The sequence below is a fragment of the Mycobacterium sp. NPDC050551 genome (genome assembly GCF_040674075.1).
Lineage (GTDB): Bacteria > Actinomycetota > Actinomycetes > Mycobacteriales > Mycobacteriaceae > Mycobacterium.
In genome coordinates, this window is the sequence record NZ_JBFARC010000004.1 from 659927 (window position 1) to 679539 (window position 19613).

The 19613-nt window shown below is 70.1% G+C and carries 19 protein-coding genes; 7 read left to right on the plus strand and 12 right to left on the minus strand.

Annotated elements, in window-relative coordinates:
• Positions 1-10: 10 nt before the first annotated feature.
• Entirely contained in the window at positions 11-373 is a 363-nt protein-coding gene (locus AB0K11_RS19640; RefSeq protein WP_364980269.1) for a DUF1844 domain-containing protein, read from the minus strand.
• Positions 374-605: 232 nt separating this feature from the next.
• On the opposite strand from AB0K11_RS19640, the gene infC reads away from it, so the two are divergent.
• The 4 genes from infC to AB0K11_RS19660 all read left to right on the plus strand — a co-directional run bounded on the left by infC (position 606) and on the right by AB0K11_RS19660 (position 2670).
• Positions 606-1208, plus strand: a complete 603-nt coding sequence (gene infC / locus AB0K11_RS19645; protein WP_264013448.1) for a translation initiation factor IF-3 — start codon at positions 606-608, stop codon at positions 1206-1208.
• 26 nt (positions 1209-1234) lie between these two features.
• Positions 1235-1429: a 50S ribosomal protein L35 gene (rpmI, locus tag AB0K11_RS19650; RefSeq protein ID WP_364980272.1), complete on the plus strand. Its 195-nt coding sequence runs from the start codon at positions 1235-1237 to the stop codon at positions 1427-1429.
• 63 nt (positions 1430-1492) lie between these two features.
• Positions 1493-1885, plus strand: coding sequence for a 50S ribosomal protein L20 (gene rplT, locus AB0K11_RS19655; RefSeq protein ID WP_264013400.1), 393 nt, complete (start codon positions 1493-1495; stop codon positions 1883-1885).
• 23 nt (positions 1886-1908) lie between these two features.
• The gene (locus tag AB0K11_RS19660; protein ID WP_364980276.1) at positions 1909-2670 is read left to right on the plus strand and encodes an RNA methyltransferase; all 762 of its coding nucleotides are present in this window, start codon (positions 1909-1911) and stop codon (positions 2668-2670) included.
• Here AB0K11_RS19660 and AB0K11_RS19665 read toward each other — a convergent pair.
• The 3 genes from AB0K11_RS19665 to AB0K11_RS19675 all read right to left on the minus strand — a co-directional run bounded on the left by AB0K11_RS19665 (position 2667) and on the right by AB0K11_RS19675 (position 5849).
• Positions 2667-3446 carry an SDR family oxidoreductase gene (locus AB0K11_RS19665; protein ID WP_364980279.1) on the minus strand — a complete coding sequence of 260 codons (780 nt, stop codon included), beginning with the start codon at positions 3444-3446 and terminating at the stop codon, positions 2667-2669. The two genes, AB0K11_RS19660 and AB0K11_RS19665, sit on opposite strands and share 4 nt — an antisense overlap.
• 70 nt (positions 3447-3516) lie before the next feature.
• The gene (locus AB0K11_RS19670; RefSeq protein WP_364980282.1) at positions 3517-4761 is read right to left on the minus strand and encodes an acyl-CoA dehydrogenase family protein; all 1245 of its coding nucleotides are present in this window, start codon (positions 4759-4761) and stop codon (positions 3517-3519) included.
• A gap of 23 nt (positions 4762-4784) precedes the next feature.
• Complete coding sequence (locus AB0K11_RS19675; RefSeq protein ID WP_364980284.1) at positions 4785-5849, minus strand: oxygenase MpaB family protein; 1065 nt, start codon at positions 5847-5849, stop codon at positions 4785-4787.
• A 322-nt stretch (positions 5850-6171) separates the two neighbouring features.
• Here AB0K11_RS19675 and AB0K11_RS19680 point away from each other — a divergent pair, with 322 nt between their 5' ends.
• The 3 genes from AB0K11_RS19680 to pheT all read left to right on the plus strand — a co-directional run bounded on the left by AB0K11_RS19680 (position 6172) and on the right by pheT (position 10638).
• Positions 6172-7014 (plus strand): adenylate/guanylate cyclase domain-containing protein, encoded by an 843-nt coding sequence (locus tag AB0K11_RS19680; protein WP_364980540.1) that lies wholly within the window; start codon positions 6172-6174, stop codon positions 7012-7014.
• 91 nt (positions 7015-7105) lie between these two features.
• On the plus strand, positions 7106-8140 hold the full coding sequence (pheS, locus tag AB0K11_RS19685; RefSeq protein WP_364980543.1) for a phenylalanine--tRNA ligase subunit alpha: 1035 nt from the start codon (positions 7106-7108) through the stop codon (positions 8138-8140).
• The gene (gene pheT, locus AB0K11_RS19690) at positions 8140-10638 is read left to right on the plus strand and encodes a phenylalanine--tRNA ligase subunit beta (RefSeq protein WP_364980287.1); all 2499 of its coding nucleotides are present in this window, start codon (positions 8140-8142) and stop codon (positions 10636-10638) included. Before pheS ends, pheT begins: the two co-directional genes overlap by 1 nt.
• 4 nt (positions 10639-10642) lie before the next feature.
• On the opposite strand, the gene AB0K11_RS19695 is transcribed toward pheT, so the two are convergent.
• From AB0K11_RS19695 to AB0K11_RS19730, 8 genes are all read right to left on the minus strand, one after another.
• A complete protein-coding gene (locus tag AB0K11_RS19695) occupies positions 10643-13801 on the minus strand; it encodes an adenylate/guanylate cyclase domain-containing protein (RefSeq protein ID WP_364980290.1) in 3159 nt (1052 codons plus the stop codon).
• 85 nt (positions 13802-13886) lie between these two features.
• Positions 13887-14195, minus strand: a complete 309-nt coding sequence (locus AB0K11_RS19700) for a DUF6512 family protein (protein WP_364980293.1) — start codon at positions 14193-14195, stop codon at positions 13887-13889.
• Positions 14147-15325 carry a cytochrome P450 gene (locus AB0K11_RS19705; protein ID WP_364980296.1) on the minus strand — a complete coding sequence of 393 codons (1179 nt, stop codon included), beginning with the start codon at positions 15323-15325 and terminating at the stop codon, positions 14147-14149. Before AB0K11_RS19705 ends, AB0K11_RS19700 begins: the two co-directional genes overlap by 49 nt.
• Positions 15326-15443: 118 nt before the next feature.
• A complete protein-coding gene (locus AB0K11_RS19710; protein ID WP_364980299.1) occupies positions 15444-16289 on the minus strand; it encodes a fumarylacetoacetate hydrolase family protein in 846 nt (281 codons plus the stop codon).
• A 32-nt stretch (positions 16290-16321) separates the two neighbouring features.
• Positions 16322-17110: an SDR family oxidoreductase gene (locus AB0K11_RS19715; RefSeq protein WP_364980302.1), complete on the minus strand. Its 789-nt coding sequence runs from the start codon at positions 17108-17110 to the stop codon at positions 16322-16324.
• A gap of 12 nt (positions 17111-17122) precedes the next feature.
• A complete protein-coding gene (locus AB0K11_RS19720) occupies positions 17123-18022 on the minus strand; it encodes a dihydrodipicolinate synthase family protein (protein ID WP_364980305.1) in 900 nt (299 codons plus the stop codon).
• Entirely contained in the window at positions 18019-19227 is a 1209-nt protein-coding gene (gene lhgO, locus AB0K11_RS19725; protein WP_364980308.1) for an L-2-hydroxyglutarate oxidase, read from the minus strand. Before lhgO ends, AB0K11_RS19720 begins: the two co-directional genes overlap by 4 nt.
• Positions 19224-19550, minus strand: coding sequence for a CoA transferase (locus tag AB0K11_RS19730; RefSeq protein WP_364980311.1), 327 nt, complete (start codon positions 19548-19550; stop codon positions 19224-19226). The genes lhgO and AB0K11_RS19730 overlap by 4 nt, the downstream gene beginning before the upstream one ends.
• Between the last annotated feature and the right edge of the window lie 63 nt (positions 19551-19613).

The window sequence follows — 19613 nt, forward strand, 5'->3', positions numbered from 1 at the left end:
TTGGCAAGAACTACCAGACGGGGCCGGTGTATTTCTCCCCTGGACCGTGCCCCGGCTCGTCGGGCGCCGCGCTGGCTTCGCGGAACGCCAACTGCAGCGACTTCAAACCGTCCCGCACCGGTCCGGCGTGCGGACCGAGGTATTCGACCGACGCCGTCACCAGGCCGGCAAGCGCGGTGATCAGCCGGCGCGCCTCGTCGAGATCGCGGTGCGGGCTGTCATCGGGGTCTTCGGCGGAGAGCCCGAGCTTCTCGGCCGCCGCGCTCATCAGCATCACGGCCGACCGCGTGATCACCTCGACGGCGGGGATCTCGGCGAGCTCGCGGACCGGCGGTGTGGCCGCCCCTTCGTCGAATGCAGGAACCTCGGTCATGCCTGCTAGACTGGCATGCGCGACCGTCCCGGCTTACGCCAGGGACAGCAAGTGGAGTCCCACTCCCACCGTTGGCCACGGAGATTTCCGAAGGCTCAGCGGTCCGGTCGGACATCGGCAGATGTCTGTTCTGGTCGGCTTGGGCCCTGCTGCGAGCAGGGCTTTCTCTGTCTCACGGGCAGAGGCGCTGATGGCGTGGGCTCCTCATAGGTAGACAACTATAGGAGGCCCCATCAGCACTGAGACCCGCGTCAACGAGCGCATCCGCGTACCTGAGGTCCGCCTGATCGGACCGGGCGGTGAGCAGGTGGGCATCGTGCGCATCGAAGACGCCCTCCGCGTCGCCGCGGACGCCGATCTCGACCTTGTCGAAGTTGCACCGGACGCCAAACCGCCGGTGTGCAAGATCATGGACTACGGCAAGTTCAAGTACGAGACGGCTCAGAAGGCGCGCGAGTCTCGCAAGAACCAGCAGCAGACCGTCGTCAAGGAACAAAAGCTGCGTCCCAAGATCGACCCGCACGACTACGAGACCAAGAAGGGTCACGTCGTCCGCTTCCTCGAGGCGGGGTCCAAGGTCAAGGTGACCATCATGTTCCGCGGACGTGAGCAGTCCCGGCCCGAACTGGGCTACCGACTGCTGCAGCGCCTCGGCGCCGACGTCGCCGACTACGGATTCGTCGAGACGTCCGCCAAGCAGGACGGCCGCAACATGACGATGGTGCTGGCACCGCATCGCGGCGCGAAGACCCGCGCCAAGGCGGCGCACGACGCCGACGCGCCTGCCGCGCAGCGCGCGAGCGCCGAGCCGGCCGAGCCGCCCAACCCCACCTGATCCGAACACGAGAAACAGAGGACGACATGCCCAAGGCCAAGACCCACAGCGGTGCATCGAAGCGATTCCGCCGCACCGGCACCGGGAAGATCGTGCGCCAGAAGGCCAACCGCAGGCATCTCATGGAGCACAAGCCGAGCAACCGCACCCGCCGGCTGGAGGGCCGCACCACGGTGGCGGCGAACGACACCAAACGCGTCAACAAGATGCTGAACGGCTGAGTGCGCCACCGCGCTCCACGCCGTCCTGACACTTCCCAGCCCGCACGAGAATAGGAATCACCCATGGCACGCGTTAAGCGCGCAGTCAACGCCCAGAAGAAGCGGCGCACCATCCTGGCAGCATCCAAGGGTTACCGCGGACAGCGGTCACGCCTGTACCGGAAGGCCAAGGAACAGCAGCTGCATTCGCTGAACTACGCCTACCGCGACCGCCGCGCCCGCAAGGGCGAGTTCCGCAAGCTGTGGATCTCGCGCATCAACGCCGCCGCACGCGCCAACGACATCACCTACAACCGCTTGATCCAGGGCCTCAAGGCCGCAGGCGTCGAGGTGGACCGCAAGAACCTCTCCGAGATCGCCATCAGCGACCCGGCCGCGTTCACCGCGCTGGTCGAGGTGGCCAGGGCCGCGTTGCCGGAGGACGTCAACGCGCCGTCGGCCGGAGAGGCCGCCTGACACTGTCTGAACGCTCCGCCAGGGTGGCGGCAGCGATCAAACTGCACCGACACGTCGGCCGCCGCCGCGCCGCACGTTTTCTCGCCGAGGGACCCAATCTCGTCGAGTCAGCGTTGCGGCGCGGAGTGGTTTCCGAGGTGTTCGCGACGGAGTCCGCGGCGGAGCGCTTCGGCGACCTGCTCGACGGCGCGCCGGTGCACCTGGTCACCGAACGCGCGGCGAAGGCGTTGTCGGACACCGTCACCCCGGTCGGACTGGTCGCGGTGTGCGAGCTGCCCACCGTGACCCTGGCCGACGTACTGGCCGACGGGCCGCGGCTGGTGGCGGTTCCGGTGGAGATCTCCGAGCCCGGCAACGCCGGCACGCTGATCCGCATCGCCGACGCGATGGGCGCCGACGCCGTGGTGCTCGCCGGGCACAGCGTCGACCCCTACAACGGCAAGTGCCTGCGCGCCTCGGCGGGCAGCATCTTCACCATCCCGGTGATCTCCGATCCCGACGCGGTGGCCGTGGTGGGGGAGTTGACCACCGCCGGGCTGCAGGTGCTGGCCACCACCGTCGACGGCGAACTCGGCCTCGACGCGCCGGACCTCGACGCCGCCCTGACCGCGCCGACCGCGTGGCTGTTCGGCCCCGAAGCCCACGGACTGCCCGCCGAACTGGCCGCGTTGGCCGACCACCGGGTGCACATCCCGATGCCGGGCAACGCCGAGAGCCTCAACGTCGCATCGGCGGCGTCGATCTGCCTGTATCAGAGCGCGCGGGCGCTCGCCCGGGCCCGTTAGTTCGACTTCAGCAGCCGCTCGGACACCTGCAGCATCAGCGTCCGGGGAGTGAACCGGTACCCGGTCGCGAGCAGCGAGTTCTTCCAGCCGGACACCACGGTCGGGGTGGACTTGTCCAGCGCGGACATCGCGGTGTCCACCACCTGCTTGGAGGTCTGCCTACCGCTGGTGAGGAACTCCTCGCCGGTGCGGGCGAAGAACTCCGTCTCCGTCGCGCCGGGGCACAGCGCGAGCACCCGGACACCGGTGCCCTTGCACTCCTGCCACAGCGCCTCGGTGTACGACAGCACGAAGGCCTTGGTGGCGCCGTAGACGGCCATCCCGGGTGTCGGCTGGAACGCCGCGGTGGACGCCACGTTGACCACCACGCCGTGGCCCCGCTGCGTCATCGACGGCAGGAAGCGCGCGGTGAGATCGACCAGCGTGCCGCAGTTCAACTGGATCTGGGCGGCGTTCGGCTCGGGCGGCTGGCCGGCGAACGCCCCGTGCAGGCCGATGCCGGCGTTGTTGATCAGCACGTCGACCCTCCGGCCGAGCTCGCGGACCTTCGCCTCGAGTTGGGCGCCGGAGCCCGGCTCGGACAGGTCGGCCGCGACCACGTCGACCGTCAACCCCGGATGGGCCGCCAGCAGCGTGTCGCGCAGCGCGGCGAGTTTGTCCTCCCGCCGCGCGACGAGCACCAGATCGGTTCCGCGCCGCGCCAGCTGGACGGCGAACTCCTCGCCGATGCCTCCGCTCGCGCCGGTGATCAATGCGGTGTCGTTGCTGAGGTCCACCTGGCGCTCCTGCGGTCGTCGGTGAAACCAGGCTATCCCTTCGCCCGTCTGCGGGGGTCCGGTGGTGGATCTACGCCAGCAGCCCGCGCGCCACGTGGGTGATCTGCACTTCGTTGCTCCCTGCGTAGATCATCAGCGACTTCGCGTCGCGCGCCAGCTGCTCCACCCGGTACTCGGTCATGTAGCCGTTGCCGCCGAACACCTGGACGGCCTCCATGGCGACGTCGGTGGCGGCCTGCGAGCAGTACCACTTGATGGCCGACGCCTCGGCCAGGGAGATCGCCGTGCCGGTCTGCGCGGCCTCGATGACACGGAACAGCATGTTGCGCACGTTGATCCGAGCCACCTCCATGCTCGCCAGCTTCAACTGGATGAGCTGGAACTGCCCGATCTCCTGGCCCCACAGGGTGCGGGTCTTCGCGTAGTCGACGCACAGCCGCAGGCACTCCTCGATGACGCCGAGGGCCATCGCGGCCACCCCGATGCGTTCGGCGGAGAAGTTCGACCGGGCGCTGGCGCGGCCGTCACCGTTCTCGCTGTGCTCACTCTCGCCGAGCAGCCGGTCGCGGCCCAGGCGAACGTTGTTGAAGAACAGCTCACCGGTACGCGAACTGTGAATTCCCATCTTGCGGAACGGCTTCGACTGAACGAAGCCCTCCATGCCGCGGTCGAGCACGAACGTCAGGACCTTGCGGTCGCGCTTGCTCACACTCGGGTCGCCCTCGTCGAGCTTGGCGTAGACGACCACCACGTCGGCGTCGGGGCCGTTGGTGATGAAGGTCTTCTGCCCGTTGAGGATGTAGTCGTCGCCGTCGCGCACCACGTAGGACTTCATGCCGCCGAACGCATCCGAACCCGAGTCGGGTTCGGTGATCGCCCATGCGCCGACCTTCTCGTAGGTCACCAGGCCGGGTAGCCAGCGCTCCTGCTGCGCCGGCGTGCCCCGGCTCATGATGGTCGGCACCGTCAGGCCCAGGCTCACGCCCATTCCCGCGACGATGCCCATGCACACCCGGCACAGTTCGCTGACCAGGACGAATCCCATACCCGCCTGGTCGGCCCCGCCGCCGAACATGCCGCCCGAGGCGCCCCCACGGCCTCCTTCGCCGCCGCCGTCGCGCAGCCGGGCCAGCCGCTTGTCCAGCGACTCGCGTGCCATCGCGTCGATCCCGAACGCCGCGAACAACTTCCGGATGATCGGGTACGGCTCCATCTCGCCGCTCTCCAGCGCGTCGACGTGCGGCCGGATCTCCTTGTCGACGAATTCCCGCACGGCGTCGCGCACGGCGATGTCCACGTCTGACCAGTCCAGCATGGCGTCAGTCTCCCAGAGGTCGCTCAGGCCGCCGTGCGGCGGGCACGGGCCGGGCGGAGACCGGCGAGTGAGAACGTGGTGTGCACCAGGGAACCGGCCCGGTCCAGGATCGTCTTGCCGCGCGGCACGTAGTGCATCGGCAGCCCACGCCGGTCACGCGGCGGCCCCATGAACGCCGGCGCCTCGACCAGCGGCGCGTCCTCGGGCAGCCGGCCCTGCGCCCGCCGGTAAGCCGCCAGTGCGCGCGGGTGCAGCCGGATCTCGTCGGGCACCGCGACGAAGGCCAGCTCGACCAACTTGCCGAACAGCCGCAGCACCACCTCGTCGCCGGGGGTCCAGCGCATGCCGGCCTTCTCCCGGACCGCCGGGTCGAACAAGCCGGCGGCGATCCAGCGCTGACCCGCCACCATCGGCCTGAACAGCTGATCCCACAGCGGCGTCGGCATCAGCACGAACCGCGGCTTGGGGATCCGGATGTCGAAGATGTCCAGGGTGGCCTTGTTGATCTCGAGTTCCTCGCGGCACTTGCGGTCCCAGTACTCGCAGAAGTCCTCCCAGGTGTTCGGGACCGGTCGCATGCTCATGCCGTACATCGAGTACCACTGCACGTGCTCGTCGAAGAGCTGGCGCTTCTCGGCCTCGGTGAGCCCGCCGCAGAAGTACTCGGCGGTCTTGATGATCAGCATGAAGAAGGTGGCGTGCGCCCAGTAGAACGTCTCGGGATTGAGCGCGTGGTAGCGGCGCCCGGCGCCGTCGATGCCCTTGATGGTGGTGTGGTAGCCCTTGATCTGTTCACCGGTGTCGGTGGCCCGCGGCCCGTCGTAGACGACGCCCATGATCGGGTAGACCGAGCGTGCGACGCGTTGCAGCGGCTCGCGCAGCAGCACCGAGTGGTCCTCGACGCCTGCACCGAGCTCGGGGTACATGTTCTGGATGGCCCCGATCCACACGCCCAGCATCCCGGTGCGCAGGTCGCCGAAGTACTTCCAGGTCAGCGACTCGGGTCCGAGCGGCGCGGGCGTCCTGGCGCGATGGTGCAAGCGGGCGGCGACCGTTCTGCCGCCGAGATCATCGGATGTCGTGGCCATCTGTCCTCGCTGACTCCAAACCCACGGTATGTCCTCACGATAGTGCTGACAACGCGTGTTGTCGATGCTTGACGCGGGCGTCGAAGAGCCCTGTGACACAGCTGCTATCGACTCGGCGCACGGCCGTGACCGGCCGATTCGCGCACGGGGCCGACGTGCTGCGTGGCGCCCTGACCGGGGCAGCTCCGCAGTGATCGTGCGCATAGTGGCCCGACGTTTCGCCTTCGGTCGATTGCCGGGCTCCGAAACCGCCACCTAGGCTGGCGCCGTGAATGTCGAATCGTTCGAGGAACGATCCGGCCGAAACGGTGAGATCGAACGGGTGCCCAATCCCTCATCGGACGGCAGTTCGGGACCGGGCGGATGGCTGCGCAGGACCAACCACAGCCCGGGTCTCATCAACTTCGTGAAGCGCACCCGGCGCGCGCTGCCCGGCGATCCCGAGTTCGGCGATCCGCTGTCGGCCGCGGGCGTGGGCGGCCCCCGCGCCGCCGCGCGGGTCGCGGACCGGTTGCTCGACCGCGACGCCGCCTCGCGGGAGGTGAGCCTCGGCGCGCTGCAGGTGTGGCAGGCGCTGACCGAACGGGTGTCGGGTAAACCGGCGAACCGCGAGGTCACGCTGGTGTTCACCGATCTCGTCGGCTTCTCGCCGTGGTCGCTGCGCGCAGGCGACGACGCGACGCTGCGGCTGCTGCGTCGTGTCGCGCAGGTCGCCGAGCCGCCGCTGCTCGAGGCAGGCGGTCACATCGTCAAGCGGATGGGCGACGGCATGATGGCGGTGTTCTCCGATCCCGTCGTGGCGGTGCGCGCGACGATCACGGCGATGGAGGCGGCCAGGGCCGTCGAGGTGGACGGCTACACCCCGCGGATGCGGGCGGGCGTGCACACCGGCAGGCCCCAACGCATCGGCTCGGACTGGCTGGGGGTGGACGTCAACATCGCCGCGCGGGCGATGGACCGGGCGACCCGCGGCGGACTCGTCGTCTCGCAGACCACGCTGGAGCGGATTCCCGACGACGAGTTCGACTCACTCGGTGTCACGGTCAAACGCCAGCGCAGGCCCATCTTCACCACCAAGCCGGACGGTGTCCCGTCGGATCTGTCCATGTACCGGCTGCGCAGCCGCAGGGGCCACGAACCCGCCGACGAATCGGCCGACGACTGACCGGACGGCGGCGCAGCGGTCGCGCCTGACGGGCGCGGAGGCGAATCCGGTGATCCCCTATGATCGCCGGGTGGCCGAGCAGCCCGATCACGTGGCCGAAACCCTGTCCGAAGAAGCGCTGACCGAGGCGGTCAGCGCTGCTCGGCACGCCTTCGGGCTCGCCGCCGACCTCGACGCGCTGGCCAGGGCCAAGACCGAACACCTCGGCGACCGGGCGCCGATCGCGCTGGCCCGCCAGGCACTCGGCGGACTGCCCAAGACCGACCGCGCCGACGCGGGCAAGCGGGTCAATGTCGCGCGGACCGAAGCGCAGCGCAGCTACGACGAGCGTCTCGCCGTGCTGCGCGCCGAACGCGACGCCGCGGTCCTGGTCGCCGAGCGCATCGATGTGACGCTGCCCTCGACGCGGCAGCCCATCGGCGCCCGGCACCCGATCACCATCCTGGGCGACCACATCGCCGACACCTTCGTCGCAATGGGCTGGGAACTGGCCGAGGGGCCCGAGGTCGAGACCGAGCAGTTCAACTTCGACGCGCTGAACTTCCCGCCCGACCATCCCGCGCGCAGCGAGCAGGACACCTTCCACATCGCGCCGGACGGCTCGCGTCAGGTGCTGCGCACGCACACCTCGCCGGTGCAGGTCCGGGCGCTGCTGGAACGCGAGCTCCCGGTGTACATCATTTCGATCGGCCGCACCTTCCGCACCGACGAGCTGGATTCCACCCACACCCCGGTCTTCCACCAGGTCGAGGGAATGGCGGTGGACAAGGGGCTGACGATGGCGCACCTGCGCGGCAGCCTCGACGCATTCGCCAGGGCGCTGTTCGGGCCGCAGGGCCGCACCCGGTTCCGGCCGCACTTCTTCCCGTTCACCGAACCCTCCGGCGAGGTGGACGTGTGGTTCGAGGGCAAGAAGGGCGGCGCCGGCTGGGTGGAGTGGGGCGGCTGCGGCATGATGAACCCGAACGTGCTGCGCGCCTGCGGGATCGACCCCGACGTCTACTCGGGGTTCGCCTTCGGCATGGGGCTCGAGCGCACCCTGCAGTTCCGCAACGGCATTCCCGACATGCGCGACATGGTCGAGGGTGACGTCCGGTTCTCCCTGCCGTTCGGGGTCGGCATCTGATGCGCATCCCGTACAGCTGGCTGCGTGAGGTCGTCCGCGCCGGTGCCCCGGACTGGGACGCCTCACCGGAGGAACTCGAGCAGACGTTCATCCGGATCGGTCACGAGGTCGAGGGCATCATCCCGGTCGGACCGGTGACGGGTCCGCTCACCGTCGGCCGTGTCGCCGAGATCGAGGAGCTCACCGAGTTCAAGAAGCCGATCCGGGCCGTCAAGGTCGATGTCGGAGAGCCGGAGCTGCGCGACATCGTCTGCGGCGCAACCAATTTTGCCGTCGATGACCTCGTCGTGGTGGCGCTGCCCGGCACGGTGCTGCCCGGCGACTTCAGCATCGCCACCCGAAAGACCTACGGCCGGACGTCGGACGGCATGATCTGCTCGACCGCCGAACTGCGGCTCGGCGCCGACCAGGCGGGAATCCTGGTGCTGCCGCCGGGTACGGCGGCGCCCGGAGCCGATGCCGTCGAGCTGCTGGGCCTGGACGACGTGGTGTTCGACCTGGCGATCACACCCGATCGCGGCTACTGCCTGTCGATCCGGGGGATGGCCCGCGAGATCGCCTGCGCCCACGACCTGGCCTACGCCGATCCCGCCGACGTGCCCGCGCTGCCCGTCGAGGGTGAGGCGTGGCCGCTGACCGTCCAGCCCGGCACCGGCGTGGTGCGCTTCGGTCTGCGTCCAGTCACCGGTATCGACCCGGCGGCGGTGTCGCCGTGGTGGCTGCAGCGCCGGCTGATCCTCTGTGGGATCAGGGCCATCTCGCCCGCGGTCGACGTCACCAACTACGTGATGCTCGAACTGGGCCATCCCATGCACGCCCATGACCGCAGCCTGATCAACGGCGGCCTCGAGGTCCGGGTGGCCGGCGCGGGGGAGACGGTGGTCACCCTCGACGACGTGAAGCGCACCCTCGCCGCCGGTGACGTGCTGATCGTCGACGACGCGGCGACCGCCGCGATCGGCGGCGTGATGGGTGCGGGCACCACCGAGGTTCGCGACACGACCACCGACGTGCTGCTCGAGGCCGCGGTGTGGGACCCGGCCGCGGTGTCACGGACCCAGCGCCGGCTCCGGCTGGCCAGCGAGGCCGGCCGGCGCTACGAACGCTCGGTCGATCCGGCGATCTCCGTCGCCGCGCTCGACCGGTGCGCCGCGCTGCTGGCCGAGATCGCGCACGGCACAGTGGAACCCAGGTTGACCGACTGGCGGGGTGATCCGCCGCGTGACGACTGGGCCCAGCCCGCGGTGAGCATGGCGGTGGACCTGCCCGATCGCATCGCCGGAGTCGACTACGCCGAGGGCACCACACGGCGCAGGCTCATCCAGGTGGGCGCCGACGTGACCGTCGACGGCGATCGGCTCACCGCGATCCCGCCGAGCTGGCGGCCCGACCTGCAGCAACCCGCCGACCTCGTAGAGGAGGTGCTGCGGCTGGAGGGTCTGGAGGCGATCCCCTCGGTGCTGCCCGCCGCGCCGCCCGGCCGCGGCCTGACGCCGATCCAGAAGCGGCGCCGAGCGGTCGGCACGTCGCTCGCGCTAGCCGGATACGTCGAGATCCTGCCGTCACCGTTCCTGCCCGCCGGAGTGTTCGACCAATGGGGGCTGCCCGCCGACGATCCGCGGCGGCGCACCACCGAGGTGCTCAACCCCCTGGAGACCGACCGGCCGCACCTGGCCACCACCCTGCTTCCTGCCCTGTTGGAGACGTTGAGCCGCAACGTGTCCCGCGGTGCCGTCGACGTCGGGCTGTTCGCCGTCGCCCAGGTGGTGGAGCCGACGGAGAACACCCGCGCGGTCGACCGCATCCCCACCGACCGGCGGCCCACCGCCGAGGAGATCGCGGTCCTCGACGCGTCGCTGCCCCGCCAGCCCGAGCACGTCGCCGTCGTGCTGGCCGGGTTGCGGGAACCTGCGGGCCCGTGGGGTCTCGGCAGGCCGGTCGAGGCGGCCGATGCGTTCGAGGCGGTGCGGGCCATCGGACGGGCCGCCGGTGTGGAGTTCGCGCTGCGGTCCGGTGAGCGACTGCCCTGGCATCCGGGCCGGTGTGCCGAAATCCTGATCGGTGACGGCAGCGAGGGCGTGGTCGTCGGCCACGCCGGTCAGTTGCATCCCGCGGTGATCGAGCGGGCCGGCCTGCCCAAGGGTGCCTGTGCGGTCGAACTCGATCTCGATGCCGTGCCGATCGTGGAATCGCTACCCGCGCCGTCGGTGTCGCCGTTCCCGGCGGTGTTCCAGGACGTCAGCCTGATCGTCGGAGAAGACGTCGCGGCGCAGAGCGTGGTGGCTGCGGTGCGTGCCGGCGGGGGCCCGCTGCTGGAGGACGTCCGGCTGTTCGACGTCTACACCGGCCCGCAGGTCGGCGAGGGCCACAAGTCGCTGGCGCTGGCCTTGCGATTCCGCGCCACCGACCGCACGCTCACCGAGGACGAGGCCAGCGCGGCCCGCGACGCCGCCGTGGCGGTGGCCGCCGAGAGGGTCGGCGCGGTACAACGCCGCTGAGTCCCTAGGCCTGTTGATCGGCGAGATCGAATTCCGCTGCGACGGCGGCGATGTGGTGGCGCCGCCTGAATTCCTCTGCGGCAACGGCGTCGCCTCGACGTCGGGCGATGAGTGCGCTCAGCCGTAGCCGCGGCAGCTCGTCGAGAATGAGCCCGCTGTCGGCGCCGGCGGCGGCGAGACGGTCTACGGCGGCCGCAGACTCCGCGAGGTCGTCCGCGTCGCCCCGTGCCAACAGTGATTCGACCAGGACGGTGGTCGCGATGCCCCTGGAGAGCACTTCGCCATTGGTGGCCATCCTGGCGATCGCGTCCCGGGCGAGGTCGATCGCCCCGTCGACATCGCCGTGCGTTGCTCGGTACCTCGCCTTCGCCGGGTCGATCAGCGTCGCGGCGTTCATCGTGAACCGGCGGCGCAGGGTGGTGTCGTGTGCCTGCTCGAGAAGGTCGATGCCCTCCTGGCCCGGATCGTTCCCGTACACGAGCACCAGACCCCTTCCGGTGCGGGCCAGGGTCAGCGAGTGCTCGTCGCCCGCCTGCTCGGCGACCCGCAACGCGTCGGCCGTCTCGCACCTCGCCTGCTCGTCGACCCGGCGGGCGCCCGCCGGAACAGCCAGGATGTACTTGTACAGGATGCTGCTGACGCGGCTCGTCGGATCGAGACCGCGGGCCATCGCGACCCCGGCGTCACCATCGGCACGCCAACCCTTCACGCCGAGGCACAACCGGTACAGGCCCCGCATGCGGGTCGCGCCGGCCAACGGCGAGGCGAACAGGACTCTGCCTCTGGCCAGGTCGCCGTCCGCCAGGTCGATGACCCGCTGTACGAGGTGCAGCGCTTCGCCCAGTTCGCCGACTTCGGACTTCGCGTACGACACGGCCAGCAGCAGGGCGCAGCGCAGAGTCGGTTCGTCGATCAGCTCCAGCAGTGTCATCAGCTCGCCGACGAGATCCATCGCCTCGCGGTGCCGATGTTGGCCGCTCATCGCCATCACGACGCCCGCCGTCGCGATCGCCAGTGATCGTCGGTCACCGGACTCCTCGCACAACCGCCGCAGCTGGTCGTATCCCGTCGTGGCGATGTCCCCGCCGGTCTTCCACACCTCGCTGCACAGTCTGGTCAGAACCCCGGTCTCGAGCAGAGTTCGGTCCGGATCCGCCACGGGCAGATGAGTCACCGCCTCGCGCGCCCGCTGCCAGCGCGCCCACGCGGCGATGCGGTCGCGCTCGTTGAGCCAGCTGCCGGCGCGCATGTGCCAGTCGAAGGCCTGGCGAAGGTCACCCGCCCGGTGCAGATGGTCGGCGATCAGCGCGGCATTCTGCTCCACGGCATCGGCGTCCGCTGCCTCGATGGCGGCGGCGACTCGGCGATGCTTCTCCGCCCGCGCGGCTTTCAATTGTGATTCGTAGGCCACTGCTCGAAGGAGCGGATGCCGGAACACGTACGCCGTTGGCGGGGAGGAAACGGCGTCGATCATTTCTGCGTCGCTGAGATCGGCAAGCGCCAGGGAGAGGCCATCGACGTCGTGCAGCACCGCTTCGAGAAGATCGGTGCTGAAGCGCATGCCGATGACTGCACCCGCGTAGAGCACCGACTTGCACGAGGGCCCGAGCCGATCGATACGGGCGGCGAGCGTGGCATGCAGCGTGGGCGGCACGGTGATGTCCGCGGCTTCGTCAGCGCAGCGGTACAGTCCACGCAGGCCGGCGAGGACGCCACGCTCTGCGAGATCACGCACTGTCTCGGTGATGAAAAAGGGGTTTCCCGAACATCTCCCGACGATCCGGTTGGCCAGCAGCTTCACAGATGGGTCAGATCCCAGTAGTTCGGTGACCAACGTCGCCGCGTCCGGCTCGGTCAGCGGAGTGAGCACCACGCTGTGCGCGGCAGGCGTCTGCGCCAAGGCTCCGCGGTAGTCCGGTCGGTAGGTGATCAGCAGCAACGAGCGCGTCCGAGGCAGCACCTCGACGAGTTCGGCGAGTATCGCCTCACTCGCCTCGTCGATCCAGTGGGCGTCCTCGACGACGAAGAGCGTTGAGGTGCTCTGCTCCAGTAACCGCCTCGCCAGAGAGGTCAAGCGACGCCGCCTCGCCTCGGGGGAGATCTCGGGGGCCGCGGCCGACGGATCGCCGATTCCGAGCAGGTCTTCCAGGAGGAGCAGGTCGTCGACGTCGTCGACCGCCATCTCCGAGCGCACACTCGCCCGGGCAACCTCGGGTGGCACGCCGGTGACCGCGAACACCGCCCGGAGAAGACGTCTCATTGCGCGGTAGGGCACGCCGCGGGTATGGGATTCGCAGAACGTCGTATAGGAGGGGACGCCGCGCTGCGCGGCCAGTCGGCGGGTTTCATCGACCAGACGGCTCTTCCCGATGCCCGCAGGCCCGACGAGTCGTACCGTCGATCCACCGGCGTTGCGGCACCTGTCGATGTGCGTCACCACGGTGGAGAGCTCCGGCATCCGTCCGACCAATGCAGGGTCGCGCCGTGCGCGGTGGTGGGGGTTCTCGGTCGCGATCCGATGGAGGAGGCGCGCCTGCACCGGGGTTTCTCGGCCCTTCACGGTCACCGCGTCAAGCGGGCCGAGTGCGGCGACGTCCTCGACGAGGCGGGCCGTCGTCGCACTGAGCATCACGCCGTCGGGCGGCGCCGCAGATTCCATCCGCTGTGCCAGACCGACCTGTTCCCCGATCGTGGTGTAGCCCAGTGCTCCTGAGCCGATTTCGCCTGCGACCACCTCACCGGAGTTGAGTCCGATACGCACCTGGAACACGATGCCGTCACGCTCCTGCAGATCCACGGCGAGTGCGCGTGCCTCGTCACGGATCCGCAACGCGGCAAGGCAGGCGAGCAGTGCGTGATCCTCCAGAGCATTCGGTACACCGAACACCGCCATCAGCCCGTCGCCGGTGAACTGGTTGACGACGCCGCCGTAGCCGTTGACCACGCCCGCGGATCGGCGGATCAGGGCGGCCATGATCTCGCTCAGCCGCTCCGCGCCGACCGCTGCGGCGATGTCCATCGATCGCACCACGTCGGCGAACAAGACTGTCACGTGCTTGTACTCGGGGTCGCCTGCGCCGGGCGCCCGTGCTCCGCATCCGTCGCAGAATCGGGCGCTCTCGCGCAGCAGCAGGCCGCAGGCTCGGCATGATCGCGGCACCATCTGACCCTCCGGGGAAAGGGGACGATCTCACCCTAGGTGCAGGCGTTCGGGGTTCGGTGCTTTCGGGCGAACTGGGGACCGGTGGTCACCGACCTCTAACGTGCCCCCGTCGAACCTCGGACAGTCCCGGCTCGTCGGCACCGGCGAGGCGCTGCACGCCGGTCAGCACCAGCAGCGGCCAGTAGGCCATCTTTAGGTGCTCCCAGACGCTTTCGTTCACCGGTGCGAACACGGCCAACAGACGGCGTCGGCCGGACCAGTCGAAGCAGAAGTGCAGCAGGACACCGCCTGCGATGATGACCGGGATTCCGGTCAGGTCCCATACCAAGGCGCCGCCGCCCCGTGTCAGGCCACCAGCAGCCGCGCCGGGCTGCGGCCCAGCACCTGTCGCCACGGAATCTCCTCCGGCGCTTCAGTCAGCCGCAGCGGCGGATCAACGGCGAGAACCGATTTCACACACTCGTGCACCGTCACCTTCGCCAGCGCCGTACCGAGGCAGTAGTGCACCCCGGCACCGAAGTTCACCAGCTTGGGCGTGTCCGGCCGGGTGAAGCGGGCGGCGTCGAACTGATCGGCATGGTGCCAGGCCGTCTCGTCGCGACACGCGGCGGCGATGCAGAGGAAGACCATCGAGCCGGCCGGGAGCGACGTCCCATGCAGCTCGATCGGCGCCACGGCGGTGCGAGGGATCAGTGCGATGCTGGGCTCCATGCGGATCGTCTCGGTGACCGCGCTCGCCATCAAGCCATCGTCGTCTTGCGCTATCGCATCGCGGTGCTGCAGCGCCACCAGCAGGCTGCACGGGATCTGGCTGCCGGTGGTGTCGTGGCCGGCCACCAGGAGATTGGCGATCATCGTGACCGTCTCGTCGTGGCTGAGGCGTTCACCGTCGGCCTCCGCGGCCAGCAGGGCGGTGATGAGATCGGGCCCCGGGTCCTGCGCCCGGCGGGCCGTCAATTCGTCGACGTAGGTGTGCAATTCGGTGATGGCGGTCGTCGCGGCCGCGACCTGCTCGGCGGTCATCACGAAGAAGACCGGACTCAGCGCGTCGGCCCATCGCGCGAACACCGCCACATCGGCGTCGGGCACCCCGAGCAGCCGGCAGATCAGCCGGGTGCCCAGTGGCGAGCACGCCGCGACGAGGTCTCCGCCGTCGCGCACCGTGCCGGCCGCCTCCTCGGCCATTGCGGTCGCGGTGGAACGCAACGCCGCGACCGAACGCGGTGTGAAGGAATGTGAGACCAGGGAGCGGATGCGCCGGTGGTAGTCGCCTTCTGTGGTGAACATCAACCGGCCGTACCAATCGCGCAGTGGACCGTCGGTGATCCCCATGACATCGAACAGCGTGAGTCCGATTCCATTGAGCCGCTGGTCATGTGCGAGCGCCTCGACGTCGTGCTGGCGCATGACGACGGTCGCTCCGGTGATCTCGTCGGTGGCCAGTGGCCCTTGCCGAGCCGCCTCGCGCAGCACCCCGTGCAGGTCGGTGGTGAACGACCCCGTCAGGTCGACCGATGTCGCCATGGCGCCTCCTCCGTCGCCCCCATTGTCCGGCCGGGCCGACGGTCGGCGGCCCGCAATGGACAGAAGGGGACGGGACCGCTTGACGACTCAAGAAGTTGCTGAGCGGGAGTGGGTGCGGCTACTGCACCGGGTTGGTCAGGTCGGCCAGTCCGTCGCCGAGCTCGCAGCGCACCACGTCGCCCGCCTGGATGCCGACCGCGCCGGGCGTGCCGGTCGACAGGATGTCGCCGGGGTAGAACGGCATCACCTGGCTGTGGAAGCTGAGCAGTTCGGCGGGGGAGAACGTCATCCCCGACACGGTGTCCTTGCGGTGCACCGCTCCGTTGTGGATCGTGGCGACGCGCAGGTCCTCCAGCGGCCCGTGGGCAAGCAGCTCGTCCATGGTGATGAGGTCGGGGCCGAAGGCGAAGAAGCTCGGGTAGTTCTTCACCCGGGTCAGATAGCGCGGGTTCTCCAGCAGCACCGCCTCGGCGGTCTGGTCGAGCACCGGCACCACGCCCGCCACGTAGGACAGCGCCTCGTCGACCCCCACCTGGTAGCACGTCCGCCCGATCACCAGTCCGAGTTCCGCCTCCGAGGTCACCTTGCCGATCCCGGGCGGCACGACGATGGGCTCTCCCGGACCGACGATGGTGTGGTCGCCCTTGATGAACGACGCCGGCGACGTGCGTGGCGCCTGCTCGCCGAGATCGCCGGCGTGTGCGCCGTAGTTCAGCCCGATGCCGAGGATCTTGCGGGGGCGTGTCCACGGCGCGAGCACCGGCGCGGCGGGGTCGGCACACGCGTCGTCGGAGACACCGGCGGCCACGGCGGCGGCGAGTGCGTCCAGTGCGCCCGCCTCGAGCAGCGCCATCAGGTCGCCGGGTGCGCCGCGCAGCACACGGTCCACCCGGGCCAGGCGTCCGTCGGCCAGTGCGACGCAGGCGGTAGGTCGGTCGTCGAGTCGAACAGTACGGAGGCGCAACGGAACTCCCTCGGACGAAGTGTTGTGGTTGGTCAGACGACGCTGCGGATCAGGCCGCCGTCGACGCGGATCACCGCGCCGGTGATGTACGACGCGCGGTCGCTGCACAGGAATGCCGCCACGTCGGCGTACTCGTCGGGCCTGCCGTACCGGCCGAGCGCCATGGTGGCGGCACTGTCGCGTGCGACGTCCTCGACGCTGCGGTCCTCGCGGGCGGCCCGGCGTTCGTCGAGGAATTGGGTGCGGTCCGTGGCGATCCGGCCCGGCACGATCACATTCGAGGTGATGCCGTCGCGCCCGACCTCGTCGGCGAGGGTCTTCGACCAGGCGTGCAGGCTCGCGCGCAGCGTGTTGGACAGCCCCAGGTTCGGGATCGGGCTCAGCGCGCCCGACGACGTCGAGGTCAGGATGCGGCCCCAGCCGCGTTCCCGCATGCCCGGCACCACCCGGTCGGTCAGCGCGATGACGGACAGCACCATCTTCTCGAAGCTGTCCCGCCACGTGGCGTCGTCCTGGCCGGCGACCGGGGTGGGCGGCGGTCCGCCGGTGTTGTTGACCAGGATGTCGACCGGCCCGAGGGTGCGTTCCACCTCGGCCACGGTGGGCTCCCGCCGGTCGGCGTCGCCGAGGTCCCACACCAGGGGCAGCGCCTTGACGCCGGCTTCCTCGACCCTCGCGGCGGTGGCGGCAAGGGCTTCTTCGGAACGACCGGTGACCGCGACGTTCGCGCCCTCCTGGGCGAGACGGACGGCGATCGCGCCGCCCAACCCGCCGCTGCCGCCGAGCACCAGGGCGGTGCGTCCGGTGATGCCGAGATCCATGTCGAATTCCCTTCAGCGAGGCGCGGATTGGATTGCGGGCACACTGCTCAGATGCTGTTCCAGCAGCGGCACCAGCGATGCGGGCAGCGGTGTGGCGGGTGGCCGGACGCGCGCGCAAGCGATGACCCCGCGCCGGCGCAGCAGTTCCTTGCGGATCGCCAGGCCTACGCGCAGCTGCCCCTCGAAGTTGGCCAGCGGCAACCACGGCGCCCATGCCTCCCGGGCGGCGCGGAATCCGCCGTCGCGGTGGGCGCGCAGCACCGCCGCCAGCGCGGCGGGATGGCTGAAGCCCGTCATGGCGCCTGCCGAACCGGCGGCCAGTTCGTCGAGCAGTCCGACACCGCCGAGCCCGCCGAACACCGGGACGTCGAGCCGGGGCGCCAGGTGGGCGATCGCGACCGACGTGGGCGGCGTCTCGGATTTCACGCCGACCGCGAAGGGGCACGCCCGCACCAGCTCCACCACCTGCTCGTCGGTCACGCGGATGCCCGACACGACGGGGTAGTCCTGTACCAGCACACCGATACCGGTGCCGTCGTACAGCCGCCGCATGGCGTCGGCGGCCACGGCGGGGGCGGCGTCGCCAATCTGGGCCATCAGCGCCACCGGCGGCCGGGGCACCGCCCCGAGCAGCCGCTGCGCCTGCGTGACCACGGCGTCGGGGTCCCGTTCGGAAAGCCCCAGCACGTACGGCAGGTCGGTGGCCGCCGCGACGGTCTGCGCCACGGCGTCGGCCTCGTCGGGTCGCAGCGACGCCGCCTCGCCGAAGACGCCGAGCGCGACCAGGCCGCCGCAGCCGTCCTCGGCGAACGACGCGACCTCGTTGCGCAGCGATTCCAGGTCGATGTCGAGCTGGTCGTCGAACGGGGTGGCCAGCACTCCCCAGAGGCCGCCGGCGATGACGTCGGTCACGGGCGGCCCTCGAGGGTGGAGACGACGTGCTCGGCGATGGCGAGCGCGGAGGTGGCCGCGGGCGAGGGCGCGTTGCGCAGCACCACGATGCGGTCGCGGATGCTGATCCGGAAGTCGTCGACGAGTCCGCCGTCGGCGTCGAGTGCCTGCGCGCGGATCCCCGCCCGGCCCGGGACCACATCGTCGTCGTCGAGTTCGGGGACGTAGGCCCGGGCGGCCGCGACGAACCGCCGCTTGCTCAGTGAGCCGTACATCTCGCGGATGCCGGTGCGCCAGTGCTGCCGGGCGAATCGCCAGAACGCCGGGGTGCGGGCCACGCCCGCGAGGTCGGCCGGGGACACGTGGCGCCACGTGTAGCCCTCGCGCGCCAGCGCGAGCACCGCGTTCGGACCGATCAGCACCTCACCGTCGACCCGCGGCGTGACGTGCACGCCGAGGAACGGGTAGCGCGGGTCGGGCACCGGATACACCAGGCCGTTGACCAGTCCGCGACGCTCCGGTTTGAGTGCGTAGTACTCGCCGCGGAACGGCATGATCACCGGATCGGGGCCGTCGCCGGCCATCTCGGCCAACCGATCGCTCTGCAGGCCGCCGCACGCCAACACCTGGTCGAAGGCGGTGCGGTCGGTTCCGCCTGCGGTCCGCGTGGTCAGGACCACCTCGGCTCCCTGGACCTGCATCCCGGTGACCTCGTGGCCCAGCAGGATCTTGGCGCCCGCGGCGACGGCATCGGCGGCGAGCGCCTGGGTCACCTCGGCGAAGTCGACGATCGACGTCGACGGCGAGTGCAGTGCGGCGACGCCGCGGACGTGCGGTTCGAGATCGCGCAGCTCGCCGGGGCCGATGATCCGGATCCCGGGAACGCCGTTGGCGCGGGCACGGTCCTCGATGCCGGACAGCCGGGCCCGTTCCGCCTCGTCGAGCGCGACGAGCACCTTGCCGCAGGTGATCCGGCGGATCCCGCGCTCGGCGCAGTAGTCCTCGAGCAGGCGCACCCCGCGCCGGCACAGCAGCGCCTTCTGCGAGCCCGGCTGGTAGTACAGCCCCGCATGCACGACGCCGCTGTTGCGCCCGGTCTGGTGCGACGCGAGGCGGTCCTCCTTGTCGAACACCGTGACCTCGGCGTCGGGCCTGCGGGCCATGATCTCGCGCGCGACGGCGGCACCGACGATGCCGCCGCCGATCACGGCCGTCCGTTGGGTCATCGGCATCCTCCCGAGGGTGCGTAGCCGGCGAAGACCTCGTCCTGGTCGCCGGTCCGGTCGGCGTCGAGGTCCACGATCGGCGCGAACCTGCGCCACAGCGACTCCGACCCGACGGCGATCACGATATCGGCGTCTGCACACCCGAACACCCCGTACGGCGCGATGGACGGATGGCGATTGCTGGTGAGCACCGGCTCCACCCCGGCGGCCAGCCGGCCGACGCCGTGTACACGTGCACCCGACCAGCGCTGGCGCCAGGCCTCCGGCTGGGGTGACGGCCGGTCCCCTCTGGCGATGCTTGCCGAGCGAAGTATCTGCGGCATGCCGAACTGGTCCGAACTTCGAATCGCGCTCCGGTAGAACGAGATTCGCGCCCGCTCTTCGCC

Excerpts from the sequence above, each read along its gene's own strand:
- AB0K11_RS19640 (WP_364980269.1), bottom strand. The coding sequence starts at position 373 with ATGACCGAGGTTCCTGCATTCGACGAAGGGGCGGCCACACCGCCGGTC.
- rpmI (WP_364980272.1), top strand. The coding sequence starts at position 1,235 with ATGCCCAAGGCCAAGACCCACAGCGGTGCATCGAAGCGATTCCGCCGC.
- rplT (WP_264013400.1), top strand. The coding sequence starts at position 1,493 with ATGGCACGCGTTAAGCGCGCAGTCAACGCCCAGAAGAAGCGGCGCACC.
- AB0K11_RS19670 (WP_364980282.1), bottom strand. The coding sequence starts at position 4,761 with ATGCTGGACTGGTCAGACGTGGACATCGCCGTGCGCGACGCCGTGCGG.
- AB0K11_RS19675 (WP_364980284.1), bottom strand. The coding sequence starts at position 5,849 with ATGGCCACGACATCCGATGATCTCGGCGGCAGAACGGTCGCCGCCCGC.
- pheT (WP_364980287.1), top strand. The coding sequence starts at position 8,140 with ATGCGCATCCCGTACAGCTGGCTGCGTGAGGTCGTCCGCGCCGGTGCC.
- AB0K11_RS19695 (WP_364980290.1), bottom strand. The coding sequence starts at position 13,801 with ATGGTGCCGCGATCATGCCGAGCCTGCGGCCTGCTGCTGCGCGAGAGC.
- AB0K11_RS19705 (WP_364980296.1), bottom strand. The coding sequence starts at position 15,325 with ATGGCGACATCGGTCGACCTGACGGGGTCGTTCACCACCGACCTGCAC.
- AB0K11_RS19715 (WP_364980302.1), bottom strand. The coding sequence starts at position 17,110 with ATGGATCTCGGCATCACCGGACGCACCGCCCTGGTGCTCGGCGGCAGC.
- lhgO (WP_364980308.1), bottom strand. The coding sequence starts at position 19,227 with ATGACCCAACGGACGGCCGTGATCGGCGGCGGCATCGTCGGTGCCGCC.
- AB0K11_RS19730 (WP_364980311.1), bottom strand. The coding sequence starts at position 19,550 with ATGCCGCAGATACTTCGCTCGGCAAGCATCGCCAGAGGGGACCGGCCG.